Genomic DNA, 18,058 nt, shown 5'->3' on the forward strand with positions numbered 1-18,058 from the left:
TGTCAACGGCGGAGTAAAACCCGACCAAAGGGCGGCGCAAAAGTAGGCCACTTTGGGGTTGGGCGTGAAGGGCGCATAGAGCGCTGGCGGCCAGTCGACCGCGCTCCCCAAATAGCTGGCGGTTGACTGGCCGCCTTGGCCCGTGAGGGCCAAGTCATGGATTGTCGGTCAGGAGGTTTTGGTGGCTTTTCGCGCCTGGCTTTGGGCCAGGCGATAACTTTCGCCGTTCATCTCGAGGATGTTGACGTGGTGGGTCAGCCGGTCGAGGAGCGCCCCGGTCAGGCGCTCGGTTCCGAAGGTCTCCGTCCATTCATCGAAGGGCAAGTTGCTCGTGATCAGCGTAGCCCCGCGCTCGTAGCGCTGCGAGATCAATTCAAAGAGCAGCTCGGCCCCGGTTTTGGAGAGAGGGACGAAGCCCAATTCGTCGATGATCAGCAGCTTGGCGTTGGCCATCTGTTTTTGGACCCGCAGCAGGCGACGCTCGTCGCGCGCCTCCATCAGTTCGTTGACCAAGGCCGCGGCGGTGGTGAAGCTGACCGTCATCCCTTTCTGGCAAGCAGCGAGCCCCAGGCCGAGGGCGACGTGGGTTTTGCCGGTGCCGCTTGGGCCGAGGGCGATCACGTTCTCGCGCCGTTCGATCCAGTCGCAGCGCGCCAGTTCCAGCACCTGCATCTTGTTGAGCTTGGGGATTGCCTTGAAGTCGAAGCTGTCGAGGCTTTTGGTGGCCGGGAACTTGGCCGCCTTGATGCGGCGCTCGACCATCCGTCGCTCGCGATCGATCAGCTCCAGTTCGACCAGGCGCGTCAGGAACTGGACATGGTCCAAGCCCTCGGCGGCGCATTGGCGCGCCACCTTCTGATACTCACGCAGGAATGTCGGAAGCTTCAGCCTCTTGAGGTGATGCTCCAGCAGGATTTCGGGGGCATGGGTCATTCCGCAGCCTCCGACATCAGGGACATGTAGCTGGCCGCTGAGGTCGTCTCGACCCGCGCCCGTGGCAGGTAGGGGTACACGTCGAGGTCGAGCCGTGGTGGCCGCTTCTCGACCTGACACAGAACCAGATGCTTCACAGCATCAAAGCCGACCGCGCCCATCTTCAGGGCCTGCTTTACGGCGGCGTGTAGCTCCTCCATGCCGAAGGTCTCCAGAAGACGCAGCACCTGGACATACTCGCGGCGCCCTATCTTCAGCATGCGCGCTTCCATCAGGCGGCGCAGCGTGTCGAACTCTTTTGGCAAGTCCCACTCCGCAAGGGGCGCAGCCTGATCCAAAGCATTGATCTTGCGTTCGATCAGCGGGAGGTAGTGGATCGGATCGAACACCATGTCCTCGCGCGCGTAGCACCGCGGATGGCGTGCGATCACGTCCCCACGGCAGCCAATCACCACCTGATCGACATAGGCCCGCACCCACACATCCTGATGGCCATAGGCCACGGGGACCGAGTAATCGTTGGTGTTGTAGCGGACCAAAGACTGGGAGCTCACCCGGCCGCTGGCCTGTGCGCAGGCCTCAAAGGGGGCGGCTGGCAAGGGGCGCATCTCGGCCAGATCCCGCTGCAGGCGCGCGCCGATCATCTCCGTGTGCCCACGCAAGGTGTCGCCCTGACGGGCACGGCACTGCTCTTCAAGGTAGGCGTTGAAGCTCTCCCAATCCGGGAAGTGGGGGATCGGCACCATGTGGTTGCGGCGCACGTAGCCCACCATCCCCTCGACATTGCCCTTGTCATTCCCTTTGCCCGGCCGCCCGTAGCGGTCTCGGAACAGGTAGTGCGACAGCAATCCGCTGAACTGCGTCGCGCGGACCCGTGTCCCATCCGGCTGGATCTTCGAGACCAGGCAACGGTCGTTGTCATAGAGAACCGACAGAGGCACCCCGCCAAAGAAGGCAAAGGCATGCACATGCCCGTCCATCCAGGCCTCCGCCGTCGCCGCCGGATAGGCCCGCACGAAGTAGGCATCGCTGTGCGGCAAATCCAGGACGAAGAAGTGGGCCTTTTGTTCGACACCCCCGATCACAACCAACGCTTCGCCAAAATCGGCTTGCGCATGGCCCGGCGGATGCGCCAGCGGCACGAACATCTCACGGGTGCGTCGTTCACGCTGCCGAACGTAGTCCTTGATAATCGTATAGCCGCCGGTGAACTCGTGTTCCGCCTTGAGCCGCTCGTGGATCCGCTTCGCTGTGTGGCGCTGCTTGCGAGGCAACTTCTTGTCCTCTTCAAGCCAGCCGTCGATGATCTCGCTGAACCCATCAAGCTTGGGACGCTTGATCTCCTTCGTGCGCCGGTATCCCGGCGGCGATGAGAACGCCAACATCTTGCGAACGCTGTCGCGCGATATGTTGAAATGGCGCGCCAGATCCCGCTGGCTCATCCCCTCGCTGCGCGCCAGCCTGACCTTCAGATAAAGTTCCACGGTGTAAATCTCCTCGCCCTCCCTGCTGCCGCAAGAAGGGAAAAAGTGGACGACTTTTACGCCGCCCGCACCGCCAATACGACGGCGCTACCGTGGTCTAATTTTGCACCGCCGTTCTCAGATGTCACCACATGGGACCCGGAGCACGGCCAGATGACGACCGGTGTCGATACAACCGGCAACGTCGAGAGTTCCGACCGGCCCGAAGAGGCGACCGCCGCCCTGCTTGCCTGGGACCCGGTCAAACAGGAGCGGGTCTGGCGCGTCCAGGCCGACCGTATGGTGCCGGCCGGCGTCATGGCGACAGGCGGGGGGCTGGTCTTCCAGGGCGCGGTGGATGGCTATTTCAGCGCCTATGATGCGGCAACCGGCGAAGAGGTCTGGTCCTACGACATGAAGGCCCCTGCCGTTATTGCCCCTGTGACCTATGCCGTCGATGGCAAGCAATATGTCACCATCCTGACCGGCACGAGCGGCGTCCCGTCAGCCTGGGGCCATATGGTACAGAGCCTGGGGCTGGACTATCGCAGCATGGACCGCCGGGTCCTGACCTTCGCCCTCGATGGTGAGGCCACCCTGCCGCCGCGCACCGTGGTCGACCTGCAGAAGCCGGAAGACCCAGACTATGAGCCGAACCCAGAGCTCGAGCAACTTGGTGCCAAGCAATACGCCGGAATGTGCTCGGTCTGCCATGGCTATAACGCCGTCTCTGGCGGCCGCGCTCCGGACCTGCGCTACTCATCCATGATCGTGAATCCCGAGACGTTCAATGCCGTGGTGCGCGAGGGTGCGCTTCTTCCCGCTGGAATGCCGAAATTTGCGGCGCTGAGTGACAATGATCTCAACGCCTTGCGACAATACATCCGCGCTCAGGCCAAGGACCCGGAGCTCGATGAGGAGAAGAACATCACAGGCATGTCCATCGTCCGGTGAAGGTGCCCTAATCAACGGCGCTTATGCGCCTTGAACGCCTCAGGTCAGGCTGCCGGGCTTTGACAAATGTGCGCGTTCAGACGAAGTCGCGCGGAATGTGCCGGTCCCAGCTCTTGCAGGCGACCCGCTTGTCGCCTTCGAATGCATCGAGATCGGCCTGGATATGGAAGCCGGTTTCCGAGGCTGTGAGAACGGTACGCGTCTTGGTTCGAACGTGCCAGTCACCACGCTGAAGTGAGCGCACAGATGTCACCTCCCCGCGTAGTGAGGTGAAGTCATCAGCCTGTGAGGAATAGGTCTCTCGCGTGCTGTGACCGACCGTCAGGTCAATGGCCTCGATATGAAACACGCCGTGATCATTGGTCACTTCCAGCGTCGACTCGTCTTTTGCCAGATCCCGATGGACCAGCCAGTTATGATGGCCAGCCTCGACCACTTCGCGGGCCTCAGCCGTCGCCCCTATCGGCGGTCCGAAAGCCGGCAAATCCAAATCCTCCGGTCTTGGTTTCCGCGCGGGGAGAACAAAAGAACTGGCACCCGCAATGACCGTCAGCCGCGCCGGTTTCGGCGGCGCCCAGGCGAGCGGCCAGTAGGAGGTCGACAGGGAAAGCCGTATCCGATGGCCTTCCGGGAAAGCATGGGCGGCATCATTGAGTTTGACGCGAACACGATAGCGCTTGCCCGGCTCCAGCGGGGCAGGATGCTCGCTATCATCACGGTGGGTGAGATTGAGCAGGCCATAGGTGACGCGCGTCGCCTTGTCGTCTGGCGCGACATCGGACAGGCGCGCCGCCACCATTGCGACGGGCTGGTCACATGTCAGCTCCAGCTCGAGGAAAGGCGCGCCAAGGATTTCAAGCGGCGTGTCGAGCGGGTCTGACTCGAAGACGAGTGCCCCGCCATCCTCCTCGCGCTGATCATGCGCGAGGTCGGGTCCGGAAGCATAGGAACACCATTTGCCGGCAAACAGGCCGACCGTCAGCGGAGACTGAATCGTAAGCGCCGTTTCGACGAGGACGTCCACGTCTTCCGCGAGACGCCATGGCGTCAGCGTGTAACGCCGATCCTCGATATCGGGGGACGGCCATGAGGATTCGCCCACCCAACGGCCAGGCCGTATCGTGTAACTCGTGGTGGGCGGCACGCTGTCCTGCATCCAGGCGCGCAACATCGGCTCGTCCATCACCCCGGTCTCCACGCCCTTCAGCCACTTGTCCCACCAGCGCAGCGCTTCCTGCAGGAAGCCAATGGCGGGGCCGGGCTCCCCCAGATGAGGATATTTATGGCTCCAGGGCCCGATCAGCCCCTTACGCGGCCCCTCCAGATTGGCCAGCAGCCGAAAGACTGCATTGGAATAGCCGTCCGCCCAGCCACTGACGGCAAAGACCGGGCATTTCACAGCGGAGAAGTCCTCGCAGATCGAGCCATGTTTCCAGTAGGCGTCCCGGCGCTGATGGCGCAGCCACTGGCCAAGCCACAAGCCACTGCCCTCCAAACGCTGATGCCACATCTCGCGCCAACGCTCGCCTACGACGTCCGGATCGGGCGGCAGCGAATTGTAGGCAAACATCACCGCGGCCCAGGACAAATTATCGCCCAGCAGGCAGCCCCCCATATGGTGGATATCGTCTGCATAGCGGTCATCGGTCGAACAGACGGTGATAACAGCCTTGAGTTCGGGCGGTTGCAGGGCCGCGATCTGCAGTCCGTTGAAGCCACCCCAGGAAATCCCGATCATGCCAACATCGCCGCTACACCAGGGTTGGGCCGCCAGCCAGCGGATAACCTCGACCCCGTCCTCCAGCTCCTGCTGGAGGTATTCGTCGCGCAGGATGCCATCGGAATCGCCGCTGCCGCGCAGGTCCACCCGTACACAGGCATAGCCGTGGCCGGCAATATAAGGATGCATGATGGAGTCACGCAGGCGGGTGAAATCGCGCCGGCGGTAGGGAATATATTCCAGGATTGCCGGGACCGGCTTGTCTATGGCGTCGACCGGCCGCCAGATACGGGCAGCCAGCCGGGTCCCGTCGGAAAGTGGGATCCAGACCGTTTCATGGACCTCCACTTCGCGCGGGGTATCGGTAACCTCTTGCAATGCCGGGCTCATGGCAGGTCCGAGATCTTGATGTTCAGCGCGTCGACGATCTCATGATAGGTGTGCATCAAGGTATGATGGCTCTGTGCGCCGACAAAGATGTCGGCCAGTTCAGTGCTGTAACTGTCGCGCATGTGGGAGTCCTGCAGATGCATGCCTTCACTGACATGCGGACTGATCTCGCAGCCCGGAAACTGCCGCTCGATCTCGCTTACTTCCTCTGAGCCCGGCGCTCGGGTGACGAGACCGTCCCGGCCCCGGTCATAGTGGCGCAGCATGAACTTCGCGGCATGCCGGTACGCGCCCTCCCCCAGCGGGTATTCCGGTTTCCGCCCAAGCGCGACATCGACCATCACCTCCTTGTGCGGCACGCCTTCGACCTTCTCGAACATCGGGCTGTGAGACTTGGAAATGCGCGCATTGGTCTCCAGAAGCCAGATGTGGTCGGTGCGGCTATTCCAGTAGAACTCCATATTGAAGGGAGTGTTATCCAGGCCGACATGGGTGACGAGGCGCTTGGCGGCCTCGATCATTCGCTCGCGAACTGTCACAGGCAGGATCGATGGATATTCGTAACGCTCGAAGCTTGAGCGGTTGGGCCCGCGCACGGAGTCGACCGTGCCATACACTTCCGGCGTGCCCTGATAGACATAGCCCTCCAGCGTACACTGACGCCCCGCAGAGATGATGCTCTCCGCGATACACTTCCAGCCATCCATTCCCGCAAACTCGTCCGGAATCTCTGCATGCCCCATGATCTGGGTCATGCTTTTCGCAAAGATATGAATACCCTTGCGGTTTGCCTCCAGGGCGTGGCGATAGTCCTCGATATCGTTCACACGGAATCCCAAAAGCGAAGAATGGGCCTTCACCGGCTTGATCCAGAAGGGATAGGGTAAGGGCGGCTGATCAGCTGCCGCCTCATCGAAAGGGTCAACCAGCGCGAAGGATGGTACGCACTCCGGCAACACCTCTGCCTGTTTCTGACGCGCCCAGTATTTGTGCTCGCACTTGAGGACACTTTCCAGGCTCGGTCCCGGCAAGCCGTAGCGTTTCCGTATGATCGGCATCATCAGGACAGTGGGAAAATCCCAATAGCCGACAATTGCATCGACTGTGCCCGGAAAGGCGTCGAGCTGTTCGAAAGCGTGTTCGAGCAACGTCTCGGCATCCATATCCGGATCAAATGTAACGGAGTCATAGTCGAGAAGGCCGTGGAACTCATACGTCTCGGCATGATGGACCTTCTGCAACAGACGCAGATTGAACGGCTCCAGACCGATCACGAAGATGTTCTTTTTCATGCCTCTCCAGTCTTCCGGAAGCGCAGCCCCACATCAGAGGCTCTTCCATCGCAAAGTGTTTGGAGAGGAGTCGCACATGCGACAGCCTGCATGTTTGAGATCGCTCAAGAGCCAAGCGAGGCAGTGTGATTTATGGGGTGCTGCTTTGCCCTGTCATAAGGCCGCCCAGCTGATAGCGACCGACATTGATCGCCCAGTTCGTGCAGAGGGCGAAGACCACGAGACCGGCCAGCGCGAGGAAAAGGCGCCGCCCTCTGACCTCAGCGACCACGACTCCCGCAATGATCCCGATCAGGGAGGCCGACACATCGCTCATGCTCGCCGTACGCGAAGGAGAAAAAAGTTGCTGCATGGCCTCGATGCCCAGGGCCCCGAAGACCATGAAGGGCAGGAGAATGGCCGGGCGCGCCAGAAACGTCCTGGAGCGCAGGCACAGGAACGTCATCACGGCAAAGGCCAGTATGTGTTCGGTCTTGTCTCCAAACGGATGGGTCCAGCCTGGCACAAGCGCAAACGCCAAAACGATGAGCGCAACACCCGCCAGCCCTGCCAGACGAAAAAGGCTCGTCCGGCTTACAGACACTTGATGGCCGGCGACAGGCCGAGGGCCTTCAGGTCGGCTGTGATCTCGTCCTCATAAATCCGGTTCATGATGATGACGAGGTCCGGCTTGATCTCTGCGAGTTCGGCCGGCGGCACGATGCGCTGGCCGGTGCCCGGCATGTAATGATTGTGCCGGTTTGGATTGATGTCGGTAACGTGATCCACCTTGTCGCCAAGACCGAGCGACGTCAGGAAGGATACCGCCTTCGAGCCTGAGCCCCAGAGCAGGACGGTTTCGCCGCGAGCCTTGGCGGCGTCGACAACGCTCTGCCAGTCCTGCTTGGCTGCTTCGACCCGATCCGGGAAGGTAGCCACGAGGGATGCAATTTCGTCGAGGTCATCCTCGATATCGAGCGTCTCGCCACCAGACCCGGGCACGGCCTCGATCGTCAGATACTGGTCGTCATACTCCGTCGAGATATCCATTACGCGGAAATCGCAGCTGCGGAACAGCCGGCCCAGCGAGCCCGGCGTGAAATAGGAGCAGTGCTCGTAATAAATGTCCTCAAAGGCGCAATGGCGCAGGATGCGCAGCGATTCCGGGATCTGGAAGAAGACGGTCGTACCGCCCTCTTCGGTAAGGCCGTCGCGGATCTGCCGGATGAACTGGGCGGTATTGGTGATGTGCTCCAGCGTCATCTTGCAGCACAGGAAATCCGGTTCTGTCTCGCAATGGGCCGGGTCGAAATATTCCGGGATGAGCGTCACGCGCTCGGCACCAGCGACACCTTCAAGACGCTCAGGAATGGCGCTTGGATCGATCCCCGTTCCGGTATTCTCGCCGAGCTGCGAGAGCAGCACCAGGAATTCCCCCTTGCCGCACCCGATTTCCATGACGCGGCGCTCATGGATGTCGTGGCGCGCGATCAGGCGTTTGGCGAGATTGGTATGGAATTTCGAAAAGGTCGGCGAGAAGCCCTGCGTCTCTTCATACCGCCCGGAATATTCCGTCAGGGCCTGGGTGAAGGCGGCATTGAAGATGAAGCCGCACTCCGGACAATGGCACAGACGGATCTCGCCAGTCTTGCAGGCAAGTGCCTCCTCCTTCGTGGAGAAGAGGATGCAGGAATTGGTCGGCACATCATCGAGGGCGTAGAACAGATTGGTCTCGCCGGATCCACAGCTCGGGCAAGCAGCCTGGCTGGCCGTTTCGGAGATCTGTTGAAGCGGAGCAGTATCAGCAGCCACGGCGGGGTATCCTTCTAGACAATTCTTGGGGTCGGGACCGGAATAATGAACCGTCCACCAGCGGCCCGGTAGTCGGCCTGCTGCTCAAGGATCTCGTCAGCGAAATTCCAGGCCAGCATCAGCACGAAGTCGGGTTGCTCGGCGACCAGCGCTTCGGGCTCGCGGATCGGCAGGTGCGCGCCGGGCATCAGCCAGCCCTGCTTGTTGACGTTGCGGTCGACCACGAAATCAATCTGGCTGGCATCCAGGCCGCAGAAATTCAGCATGGTGGCCCCCTTCGCCGCCGCGCCATAGGCGGCAACCGAGTGACCCTTGGCCCGCAGGTCCTTGATCATGCCGGTGAGGTCGGTGCGAAGCTGCTCGACGCGTTTCGAAAACCCTTCGAAAAAGGCCGGGGTGTCGAGACCAATCGTTTTCTCCTCGGCAAGCATCGTCTTCACGCTGTCCTCGACCGCTTCGAAGGGCTGGACGAAGATGCGCAACGACCCGCCATGGATGGTCAATTGTTCGACCCGGTTCAGATAGAGCCCGTGGCGACGGAAGAGATTGTCGAGCGCCGTCAGCGAAAAGTAGCAGAGATGCTCGTGATAAATCGTGTCGAACTCGACATGCTCCATCAGCGGACGCAGATAGGGCATCTCGATGACGGCGACGCCATCCGGCTTGAGAATGGTGCGGATGCCCGCCACGAAGCCGTTCGTATCGGCAACGTGGGCGAGGACATTATTGCCGTGAACGATGTCGGCAGCGCCGTATTCCTCGACGACCTTGCTGGCCAGATCGCGAGTGAAGAAGTCGTTCAGCGTGCGCACACCGGCCTTTTCGGCCACCGCCGCCGGGCCATCGGCCGGGTCGATGCCGAGGACAGGCACGCCGGCCTCGACATAATTGCGCAGCAGATAGCCGTCATTACTGGCCAGCTCGACCACAAGACTGTCGGCGCCAAGCGGCTTTTCCTCGAGACGCGCCAGAACATTGGCATGCGAATGCGCCATCAGCGCCGGCAGGAAAGAGGAATAATAGGGATACTCATCAGCAAACAGGACTTCAGGGTCCACCGTCTCGGTGATCTGCACGAGCGAACAGTCCGGGCAGACAGCGACGACGAGCGGGAAGGTCAGTTCTTCCTTGCCCTTGTCGGAAGGACGAATGAGCCGGTCAGCCAGCGGCGTGACGCCAAGGTCCAGAAACGGCGTGAGTGCCTCGGAGCCGCAGGACCGGCACGTTGTTTCGGTTTTCGACAGCGTCTTCGGCTGCATCATCGTGTCTGCCATGTCGTCTCTCTCAGGCCGTTTCGAGCTGGCCAGCTGTCTTCAGTTCCCCGGTCAGGGTGCCTTCGGCGATGCGCCGCTTGATGTGCGCGATGCGCTTGAACCGCTCCCCCTCGAATTCATCGAGCGTTACTCCGGTTGCGCGATAGGCATCCAGAAGCTGCGCGACCCCTCGCCGGCAAGTCCATTGCGGCTTGAAGCCATGCAGCTTGCGCGCAATGTGGTTGCAGTCGACGCGATAATTGCGCTTGTCGGGCCCGGCATCCGAAGCGAAGCCAACCTTCGAGCCCGGCACCACATCGCGCACGATCTCGGCGATCTCGCGGATCTGGTAGTTCTCGGTTGTCTGGCCGACATTGAATGCTTCCAGATGGACATCTTCGCGGGGCGCCTCGATCGTCGCCATGTAGGCGCGCGCAATGTCCTCCACATGCACGATCGGACGCCAGGGCGATCCGTCGCTCTTGAGATGAACCTCCCCGGTGGTGAAGGCCCAGGCCGTGAGATTGTTCACCACCAGATCGAAGCGCAGGCGCGGCGAGACGCCATAGGCGGTCGAGGCGCGCAGGAAGGTGGGGCTGAACGTCTCGTCGGCAATATCGCGTACGGCCAGTTCCACCTCGACCTTGGAGGCCCCATACGGCGTAACGGGATTGAACTCGCCATCCTCGGCAATGAACTCGTCACTGGATGCGCCATAGTTCGAGCAGGACGAGGCGAACACAAAGCGGGGCACACCAGCAGCCTTGGCCAGTCTCGCCATCCGGATGGACGCGTCGGCATTGATCGTCTGCGTCAGCTCTGGGCGATAATCGCCGAGCGGGTCGTTCGACAGGCCGGCAAGATGGATGATCGCATCGAAACCACGAAGTCTTTCGGTGGCGTCGGGCGCGGCCACGAAGTCGCGGACATCCTGTTTCCAGGCGGGAATTTCCGCGATGTCGCCGATGAAGGTGCAGGCTGCGAAGAGATCGCTGTCTAGGCCGTGGACCTCATGCCCGCGCGCGAGCAGGAGAGGAGTCAGCACCGTTCCGATGTACCCCATATGGCCTGTAACCAGCACTTTCATTGCGTTCATCCTTCCATACTTTCCAGGGCGCTTTTCCAGCCGCCCAGAGATCATTGAGAATTTGCTTTTCGCGCATCGTATCCATGCACTGCCAGAAGGAGGTGTGCCGGTATGCCATGAGCTGGCCATCCGCCGCGAGACGCGAAAGCGGGGCCTGTTCAAACATCGTGTCGTCACCGTCGATATAGTCCATCACGCCCGGCTCAAGCACGAAGAAGGCGCCATTGATCCAGCCTTCGCCGATCTGGGGCTTTTCGGTGAAAGTGGTGATCATGTCGCCGTCGAAATTGAGGTGGCCATAGCGCGCCGGCGGGCGGACTGCCGTCAGCGTAGCCAGCTTGCCGTGCGAGCGGTGAAATTCGAGCAGCTTGCCGATATCGACATCGGCCACCCCGTCGCCCCACGTCACCAGCGCCGTTTCGTCACCCAGCCAGGGAGCAAGGCGCTTGATGCGGCCGCCTGTGCCGGTGCTGGCGCCGGTCTCCACGAGATCGACAGACCAGTCCTCGACGGAGGTGTCAGCATGCTGGGTCAGTTGGCCGGAGCGGGTCTGGATGGTCACCGAGCCGGCTATGCCGTGATAGTCACGGAACCAGCGCTTGATGTAATCGCCCTTGTAGCCCAGCGCGACGGCGAAATCCTTGATGCCGTAATGGGCGTAAATCTTCATGATGTGCCAGAGGATCGGCATGCCACCGATCTCGACCATCGGCTTGGGCCGGATATCGGTCTCTTCTGAAAGCCGCGAGCCAAGTCCGCCTGCGAGAATACCTACTTTCATGTCCCCAAAATCCTACTCTGCTCGTTAGCTCAATGGCTCGCCGTTTCCTGCTGCCGGTTCGACGACCCCTGATGTGGCCGCGAGAAGGCCGTTTTCAGGCCAACGGCCAGTTTCGGCGAGACCATGCTGGTCAATTCCAGGCCGTAACGCCCGAGCTCTCGAGGATGCAAACTGCGTGCCCAAAGCACCCGGCGCAGACGCCCCGGCGAGACAATGTCGCCATGGCGCCCGGCAATCTCGAAAAGGTGCCGCGCAAGATTGATGTGTTCGGCCGCCGCCAGGCGGCTGGCCTGGCCGTTTTGCCATTTGCTGCGTGCGACCTTGTCGTCAATATTGATGGAGCGGACCGGATGCTCCCGATTATAGAAAATCGCTTCTTCGACCCGCTTGTAGCCGCCAAAAATCGCCATTTCGGCAAGCAGGGCCCGGTCTGACCCATAATAGGACCGGTGCAGGGTCGAGCGCTCAAGCTGGTCACGCCGAAACACACCGAAAATCGGAAAACAGGTCCCGCTCATCGTGATCGCTTCCCGAAAACGCTGGGCCGGATCGTCAGAGAGAATAGACTGTGTTTCCAGACCTGTAGGTGGAATCTCATTGCCCTCCAGGTCGATACCTGTGGTCGAGGCAAAAGCCACAGCCAGAGAGGGATCGGCATCGAGTGTGGCAACGCAAGCTTCCAGGAAATTCGGGCTCAACCGGTCGTCATGCGCGCACCATTTGATATATTCGCCAGAGCCCAGTTCAAAGCCGCGATTATAGTTCGCGGCAGCGCCGATATTGCGCTCATTACGGACATAACGCACTCGCTCATCAGCGCTGGCGAAGCGTTCAACAATGGCACGTGTTTCATCGTCGGACGCATTGTCGGTGACGATCAGTTCAAAGTCGGTCCAAGTCTGTGCGAGGATGGATTCAATCGCCTCGGCAATGAAATTCGCCCCGTTATAGACGGGCATGGCAAGCGTGACGCGTGCGCTTGAAGATGTCATGATGTCCCTCTGTCTTCCCCTTACGGCTAACCCGACCGAAGCTGTGCTTCGTCACACCCAGACAATGACCGGTATGCTCAAACAGCAGTTCCCCAACTGCCGTCTTCCCTCATATTTTGCTACGTCCAACTCGGAGAGGAGTCCAGCAATTTCCTTGTACCGGAAGTGACAAATCCGCCCACTTCACCTCTCACGCGAAAGAGGCCGGAAAGCCCGCCCCGGCAGGGCAACGCCAGCGTTCGGCTTGAAAGACAAGGATATATCTGAGGTTACCGGAGCCCCACATTCCCGATAGAAACGCGCCCTCTTCGCCTCTCGGAAAAGTGAGCGCCATGGCGTCGCTCCAAAAATCAATAATGTCGTCAAAGCCATATGACCGAGCCGGCACAGCCGGGCAACGGAACGGGGGCGTGCCCCAGAAGAAGAAGGCTTCTTTCCCCCGCTTTCTGCCAGTCCGACAGCCGATCCTTAAGGCGCTCGGCAAGAGCGGGATCCAATCCGGCAAAAGGCTCATCGAGAATGAGAAGAGCGGGCCTGACGAGCAGGGCCCTGGCAATCCCGATCCGCCGGAGCTCCCCGCCGGAAAAGGGCTGGTCGGTTTCAGTAAAGAGACTGTCGAGCCCGCGTGGGCTGTCAGCGACAAACGTGTCGGCGCAAGCCGTAAAGAGGGCCGTCTCGATCTCCTCATCGCTTGCATCCGGCTTTGCCAGCAAGAACTGGTCGCGCAGGGTGCCCGGCAGAAAAGCCGGCAATTGCGGCGCATAGGCCATCTCAGCCAGGACGCTGGCAAGGCGCAGGCGTTCGGCCGGTACGCCTCCATAAGAAAGACGGCCGGACACCGTTGGATGAAGGCGCATCAGCGTTTCAGCCAGAGTTGACTTCCCGCCGCCAGAGGGCCCGACAAGCTGGATCACCTCGCCCGCATGGAGCGTGAAGGAGACAGGCCCGATCTGGGGAGCCTCGTCATCTGCCGAAGCCACGAGATCACCAGCCTCTATCGGAAAGAGGCTTTTCAGAACTTGCGCCTTACTTTTCGACGGGTTCCAGTCGGCTTCGGACCGCTCAAGGCGTTTCACGAGACGCTGGGCCGCCCGCGCCGATGTACTCGCCGCGTTCAGAATGGCGACCATGGCGGCGGTCGCATCCATGGCCGCGATCAGGGCAAGCGCGGCAGCGACGCTTAAGGCGAGGTCTGCCTCGCCCGTCGTGCCTCGCCAGACCAGGAATAGCGCGGTGAGCGCGCCTGCCATCCCGGTGAGGACGGAGAGGCGCTGGAAGGGCAGGTCTCCAGCCAGGCGCAGGTCGAGCCAGTCATCCAAGGTCGCACGCACCCCTTCACTGGCCCGCGAGAGCGCCCCCATGGTTTCCAGCTCGACGGCATTCTCGACAAGCCGCGCGGTTTCCTCGCGCGCGCCTTCAGCCTTCTCCGCAAGAATTTGAGCGTTACGTCTGCCTCGACGGGTCAATTGCCAGGGCAGCAGAAAGCCCACCAGCGCAAAGGCGGCAAGGGCGACGAACCCGCCAATCCCGTCTGCCGCAAAGGCAAAGCCAAGCGCAACCAGAACACTGGCGCCGAGCGCGGCAAGAGGGCTCAAAACCCGCAGAAAGCCCGCTTCGGCTGTACTGACATCGTCGATGATGGCGGAAAGATCCGAGGCTGGCAGCGGCGTAAAACCCCGCCGCCGGCCTGCCTCAGCTTCAAACAGGGCGGGCCTCAGGCGGGCCGAAAGCCCAAGCGTCGCATCATGGCCGATCAGCTGCTCGCCATACCTCGTCAGCACACGGGCAAAGGCAGACGCACGCACCCCAGCGCTCGGATACAGATGATTGAAGACGTATCCGCCGCCTGAGAGGCCCGCCAGGGCCGCGGCCGTGAGGAACCAGCCCGACAGGCCGAGCAGGACGATACCCGCCGCCCCGGCCGCAGCCGACAGGCCGAGCGCAGCGGCAAATCGCCCCTTGGCCGGAGACCCGAGCAGACGCCAAAGCTCAAACATGCGCCACCTCACCTGACCGTGGCTCCAGCGTGACGACCGCGTCTGCGCTCTCGACCAGTACCGGCGAATGGCTCGCGACGAGGATGGTTCGCCCGGGCGCAAGTGACCGGATGAGCGCGATCAGATCGGCCTCAGCGTCTGCGTCGAGATGGGCTGTCGGCTCGTCCAGCAGGATGAGCGGGGCATCCATTAGAACAGCCCGCGCAAGAGCGAGACGCTGGCGCTGTCCGCCCGAAAGGCCGCTCCCGAACCGGGCGAGTGGACGATCCAGTCCCCCCGCTCCTCCGCCAAGCCCGACGCGGGTCGCCGCAGCTTCGATCTCTTCGCGGGACGCCTGGGGCCGGGCAATGGCGATGTTCTCGGCAAGGGTGCCTTCCATGAGCCAGGGCGTCTGACGTGCATAAGCTGCAATCGGGGAAAGGCTTTCCCTTTTTGAAAGCGGCCTGCCATCCACGGTGATCGCACCAGCCACACATTGCGCGTGGCCAAGCAGGGCCAGCAGGCAGGTCGATTTTCCCGCGCCGGACGGGCCGGTGAGCGCGACAAGTTTTCCGGGATGCGCCTCGAAACTTAATCCCTGCAGTGCAGTGCTTCCGTCCGGCCAAGCCAGGCTCACCCCGTCAAACGCGATAACTGGAGCGGTCTCAGGCAGACGGCGCGGCGGCTCTGCGCGTGTAGACTGCGCATCCATCCAGCCAGACAGGAATTGCGCGGCTGCAGCGGCATCGGCGCGATCATGGTGCAAGCTCGACAGGCGCCGGATGGGGGCGAAGAATTCCGGGGCGAGCATGAGCGCGGCCAAGCCCTCGGTCAGGGTCAGTGTCTCCCCCGTCGCAAAAGGAAAGATACCGAGCAGTTTGAAGCCAACATAGACTGCGACAAGCGCAATCGAGATCGAGGCGAAAAATTCAAGCACGGCGGTCGACAGGAAAGCCACACGCAGGATGGCGAGCGTGCGCTGGCGGAGATCCTCGGCGCGCGCGGCAATGACGGCCGTTTCCCGCCCGATCGCGCGGAAGGCCCGGATGAGCCCCGCTTGCGCAGCACGTGCCTGGAAAACACCCGACAGGGTATCGAGCGCCCCCTGCTGCGCGCGGGCTTCCGCTGCCGTCCCGCTCGCCGTCAGCCAGATGAAGACCGGCAGTACCAGGACCGAGACCAGAAGCAAGGCAGCGGCGAGCCAGGACTGCATGGCAACGGCGACAAGAATGACAAGTGGCGCTGCTACGGAAAGACGGATCCCCGGCGCCCATCGCGCAGCGTGGCCTTCAAGCTGTGCGGTGCGGTCGATAATCTGCGATGTGCGTGCCCCCGCCGTCGCCCCAAGCAGTAGGCCCGCGCCAGAGTCCGAAATCTTGTCGAGAACTTCGCCGCGCGCCGCCGAGACCATTTTGCGGCCCGCCTCACTGAAGCGCCCTTCCGCCAGCCAGCCACAGACGGCTCGAACGAAAACGCCAATCGCTGCGATAATAAGCCCATGCGTGGCTCGCCCTCCTTCGGCAGCGGCCCCGACGCTTATGGCCACACCGAGCGAAATGGCGATCCAGCCCCCCACAGCGACGAGCTGAAAGGCAAGTCCGGTGATCATGTCGCCCCGCGCCGGCGCGCTCCAGCGTTTCAGCGCCTCCCGCCCCTGGGACTTCGCGGTTTTTTCGCTACCATCCGTCATGCGGCGCGTCTTATCCAAGTTAAGTGGTATCTCGTATGCGACTTTTTGTGCACTCGCACATAATTTAATCGAGGTTTACCGAAACACGCGACCCTTTGCGAACAAGGCTGACCCGGAGACTGCACATGCCTGACCTTCTCGTAGCGGACCTGTCGCGCTGGCAATTCGCGCTGACAGCCATGTATCACTTCCTGTTCGTGCCGTTGACCCTCGGCCTCTCCATGATCCTCGTCATCACCGAGGGCGCCTATGTGATGACGCGCAAGGAAGTCTGGAAGAAAATCACGAAATTCTGGGCGACGCTGTTCGGCATCAATTTCGTGCTCGGGGTCGCCACCGGGATCACCATGGAATTCCAGTTCGGGACGAACTGGGCTTATTATTCTCATTATGTCGGCGACATTTTCGGCGCGCCGCTCGCCATTGAAGGTCTCATGGCCTTTTTCCTGGAAGCCACCTTTGTCGGCCTGATGTTCTTTGGCTGGGACAAACTCTCCCGTCCGGCACACTGGATGGTGACCTGTTTTGTGGCCCTCGGTTCGAACCTGTCCGCGCTCTGGATCCTGATCGCCAATGGCTGGATGCAAAACCCGGTCGGCTCGGAATTCAATCCCGAGACGATGCGCATGGAAGTGACCAACTTCATGGAAGTGCTGTTTAATCCGGTCGCACAGGCGAAATTCGTTCATACCGTCTCGGCTGGCTACGTCACCGCAGCGGCTTTCGTGCTCGCCATCTCGGCCTGGTACCTCCTGCGCGGGCGCCATGTCGGTCTTGCCAAGCGCTCCATCATGGTCGCTTCGGCTTTCGGCGTGCTGTCGGCATCCTCCGTTATCGTGCTCGGGGATGAGAGCGGCTACGTCGCCGGCGAAAGCCAGAAGTTCAAACTCGCTGCCATCGAGGCGATGTGGGAAACCGAAGAAGCCCCGGCCTCTTTCACGGTTGTCGGGATTCCCGATCGCGAGGACCGGGAAACACACTTCGCGCTTGAAGTCCCTTATGTGCTTGGCCTCATCGCAACGCGCTCTCTGGACGAAGAGGTTTCCGGCATCAACGACCTCATCGCCGAAGCCCGCAAGCGGATCGTCAATGGCGTCGCCGCTTACGACGCCCTGCAGCGCATCCGCGCCAATCCCGAGGATGCCGCCGCCCAGGAAGCCTTCGCCGCGACACGGGAAGACCTGGGGCACGGCCTCCTGCTGATGCGGTATGTCGACGATCCCCGCCAGGCCACTGAAGACCAGATCAATGCCGCAGCTGACGATCTTGTGCCGAATGTGGCGCTGACCTTCTGGGGCTTCCGCTTCATGGTCGGGATCGGCTTTCTTTACCTCGCGATCTTCGCTGCCGGCTTCTACTTCATGAACCTGAAGCGGAACCTGCCGAGATGGTATCTGCACATCGCCGTCCTGGCCGCGCCCCTGCCCTGGCTCGCTGCCGAATTCGGTTGGCTCGTCGCTGAAGTGGGGCGCCAGCCCTGGATCATTGACGGCGTCCTGCCCACCCATCTCGGCGTCTCGAGCGTATCGGCCGGACACGTCATCACCACCATGGTCGGCTTCACCGCGCTTTATGGTGTGCTGCTCATCATCGAGATGCGGCTCATGCTCCGCGCGATCCGTCTCGGACCGAGTGGCGGCCCTGTCGTCCCGCTGGGGGGCGGCGGCATTTCCGATGCCATCGGCATCAGCCGCCCCGCCACACCGCATGCTGACCCCTACGACAAATAGGAACCG

General features: G+C 61.6%; 14 protein-coding genes. 2 read left to right on the forward strand and 12 right to left on the reverse strand.

Annotated features, from left to right (window positions below; all coding sequences use genetic code 11):
- Window positions 1–168 precede the first annotated feature (168 nt).
- Together istB and istA are read right to left on the reverse strand one after the other, a co-directional pair.
- A complete protein-coding gene (gene istB / locus B8784_RS17060; protein WP_084396756.1) occupies window positions 169–933 on the reverse strand; it encodes an IS21-like element helper ATPase IstB in 765 nt (254 codons plus the stop codon).
- Entirely contained in the window at window positions 930–2,417 is a 1,488-nt protein-coding gene (gene istA / locus B8784_RS17065; RefSeq protein ID WP_169712612.1) for an IS21 family transposase, read from the reverse strand. Before istA ends, istB begins: the two co-directional genes overlap by 4 nt.
- Window positions 2,418–2,462: 45 nt before the next feature.
- On the opposite strand from istA, the gene B8784_RS17070 reads away from it, so the two are divergent.
- On the forward strand, window positions 2,463–3,350 hold the full coding sequence (locus B8784_RS17070; protein WP_158085729.1) for a c-type cytochrome: 888 nt from the start codon (window positions 2,463–2,465) through the stop codon (window positions 3,348–3,350).
- Between the two features lie 76 nt (window positions 3,351–3,426).
- On the opposite strand, the gene B8784_RS17075 is transcribed toward B8784_RS17070, so the two are convergent.
- The 10 genes from B8784_RS17075 to cydD form a co-directional block, all read right to left on the reverse strand.
- Entirely contained in the window at window positions 3,427–5,448 is a 2,022-nt protein-coding gene (locus tag B8784_RS17075) for a CocE/NonD family hydrolase (RefSeq protein ID WP_407646492.1), read from the reverse strand.
- Window positions 5,449–5,456: 8 nt separating this feature from the next.
- Complete coding sequence (locus B8784_RS17080; RefSeq protein ID WP_084399100.1) at window positions 5,457–6,752, reverse strand: ATP-grasp domain-containing protein; 1,296 nt, start codon at window positions 6,750–6,752, stop codon at window positions 5,457–5,459.
- Between the two features lie 130 nt (window positions 6,753–6,882).
- A complete protein-coding gene (locus B8784_RS17085; protein ID WP_143435608.1) occupies window positions 6,883–7,257 on the reverse strand; it encodes a VanZ family protein in 375 nt (124 codons plus the stop codon).
- 68 nt (window positions 7,258–7,325) lie between these two features.
- The gene (locus B8784_RS17090) at window positions 7,326–8,543 is read right to left on the reverse strand and encodes a class I SAM-dependent methyltransferase (protein WP_084399102.1); all 1,218 of its coding nucleotides are present in this window, start codon (window positions 8,541–8,543) and stop codon (window positions 7,326–7,328) included.
- A gap of 14 nt (window positions 8,544–8,557) precedes the next feature.
- Window positions 8,558–9,805: a class I SAM-dependent methyltransferase gene (locus B8784_RS17095; RefSeq protein ID WP_407646493.1), complete on the reverse strand. Its 1,248-nt coding sequence runs from the start codon at window positions 9,803–9,805 to the stop codon at window positions 8,558–8,560.
- A 22-nt stretch (window positions 9,806–9,827) separates the two neighbouring features.
- Window positions 9,828–10,883 (reverse strand): NAD-dependent epimerase/dehydratase family protein, encoded by a 1,056-nt coding sequence (locus B8784_RS17100; protein WP_084399104.1) that lies wholly within the window; start codon window positions 10,881–10,883, stop codon window positions 9,828–9,830.
- A complete protein-coding gene (gene rfbF / locus B8784_RS17105) occupies window positions 10,807–11,664 on the reverse strand; it encodes a glucose-1-phosphate cytidylyltransferase (RefSeq protein WP_084399105.1) in 858 nt (285 codons plus the stop codon). Before rfbF ends, B8784_RS17100 begins: the two co-directional genes overlap by 77 nt.
- A gap of 29 nt (window positions 11,665–11,693) precedes the next feature.
- On the reverse strand, window positions 11,694–12,656 hold the full coding sequence (locus B8784_RS17110) for a glycosyltransferase family 2 protein (RefSeq protein ID WP_084399106.1): 963 nt from the start codon (window positions 12,654–12,656) through the stop codon (window positions 11,694–11,696).
- Between the two features lie 362 nt (window positions 12,657–13,018).
- Window positions 13,019–14,653: an amino acid ABC transporter ATP-binding/permease protein gene (locus B8784_RS17115; protein ID WP_084399107.1), complete on the reverse strand. Its 1,635-nt coding sequence runs from the start codon at window positions 14,651–14,653 to the stop codon at window positions 13,019–13,021.
- Entirely contained in the window at window positions 14,646–16,322 is a 1,677-nt protein-coding gene (gene cydD, locus B8784_RS17120; protein ID WP_143435609.1) for a thiol reductant ABC exporter subunit CydD, read from the reverse strand. Before cydD ends, B8784_RS17115 begins: the two co-directional genes overlap by 8 nt.
- A 125-nt stretch (window positions 16,323–16,447) precedes the next feature.
- On the opposite strand from cydD, the gene B8784_RS17125 reads away from it, so the two are divergent.
- Window positions 16,448–18,052 (forward strand): cytochrome ubiquinol oxidase subunit I, encoded by a 1,605-nt coding sequence (locus B8784_RS17125; RefSeq protein WP_084399109.1) that lies wholly within the window; start codon window positions 16,448–16,450, stop codon window positions 18,050–18,052.
- The last annotated feature ends 6 nt before the right edge of the window (window positions 18,053–18,058 follow it).

Source organism: Henriciella aquimarina, assembly GCF_002088975.1.
GTDB classification, from domain to species: Bacteria; Pseudomonadota; Alphaproteobacteria; order Caulobacterales; family Hyphomonadaceae; genus Henriciella; species Henriciella aquimarina.

Excerpts from the sequence above, each read along its gene's own strand:
- B8784_RS17110 (WP_084399106.1), bottom strand. The coding sequence starts at position 12,656 with ATGACATCTTCAAGCGCACGCGTCACGCTTGCCATGCCCGTCTATAAC.
- cydD (WP_143435609.1), bottom strand. The coding sequence starts at position 16,322 with ATGACGGATGGTAGCGAAAAAACCGCGAAGTCCCAGGGGCGGGAGGCG.
- B8784_RS17100 (WP_084399104.1), bottom strand. The coding sequence starts at position 10,883 with ATGAAAGTGCTGGTTACAGGCCATATGGGGTACATCGGAACGGTGCTG.
- B8784_RS17125 (WP_084399109.1), top strand. The coding sequence starts at position 16,448 with ATGCCTGACCTTCTCGTAGCGGACCTGTCGCGCTGGCAATTCGCGCTG.
- rfbF (WP_084399105.1), bottom strand. The coding sequence starts at position 11,664 with ATGAAAGTAGGTATTCTCGCAGGCGGACTTGGCTCGCGGCTTTCAGAA.
- B8784_RS17080 (WP_084399100.1), bottom strand. The coding sequence starts at position 6,752 with ATGAAAAAGAACATCTTCGTGATCGGTCTGGAGCCGTTCAATCTGCGT.
- istB (WP_084396756.1), bottom strand. The coding sequence starts at position 933 with ATGACCCATGCCCCCGAAATCCTGCTGGAGCATCACCTCAAGAGGCTG.
- B8784_RS17095 (WP_407646493.1), bottom strand. The coding sequence starts at position 9,805 with ATGATGCAGCCGAAGACGCTGTCGAAAACCGAAACAACGTGCCGGTCC.
- B8784_RS17115 (WP_084399107.1), bottom strand. The coding sequence starts at position 14,653 with ATGTTTGAGCTTTGGCGTCTGCTCGGGTCTCCGGCCAAGGGGCGATTT.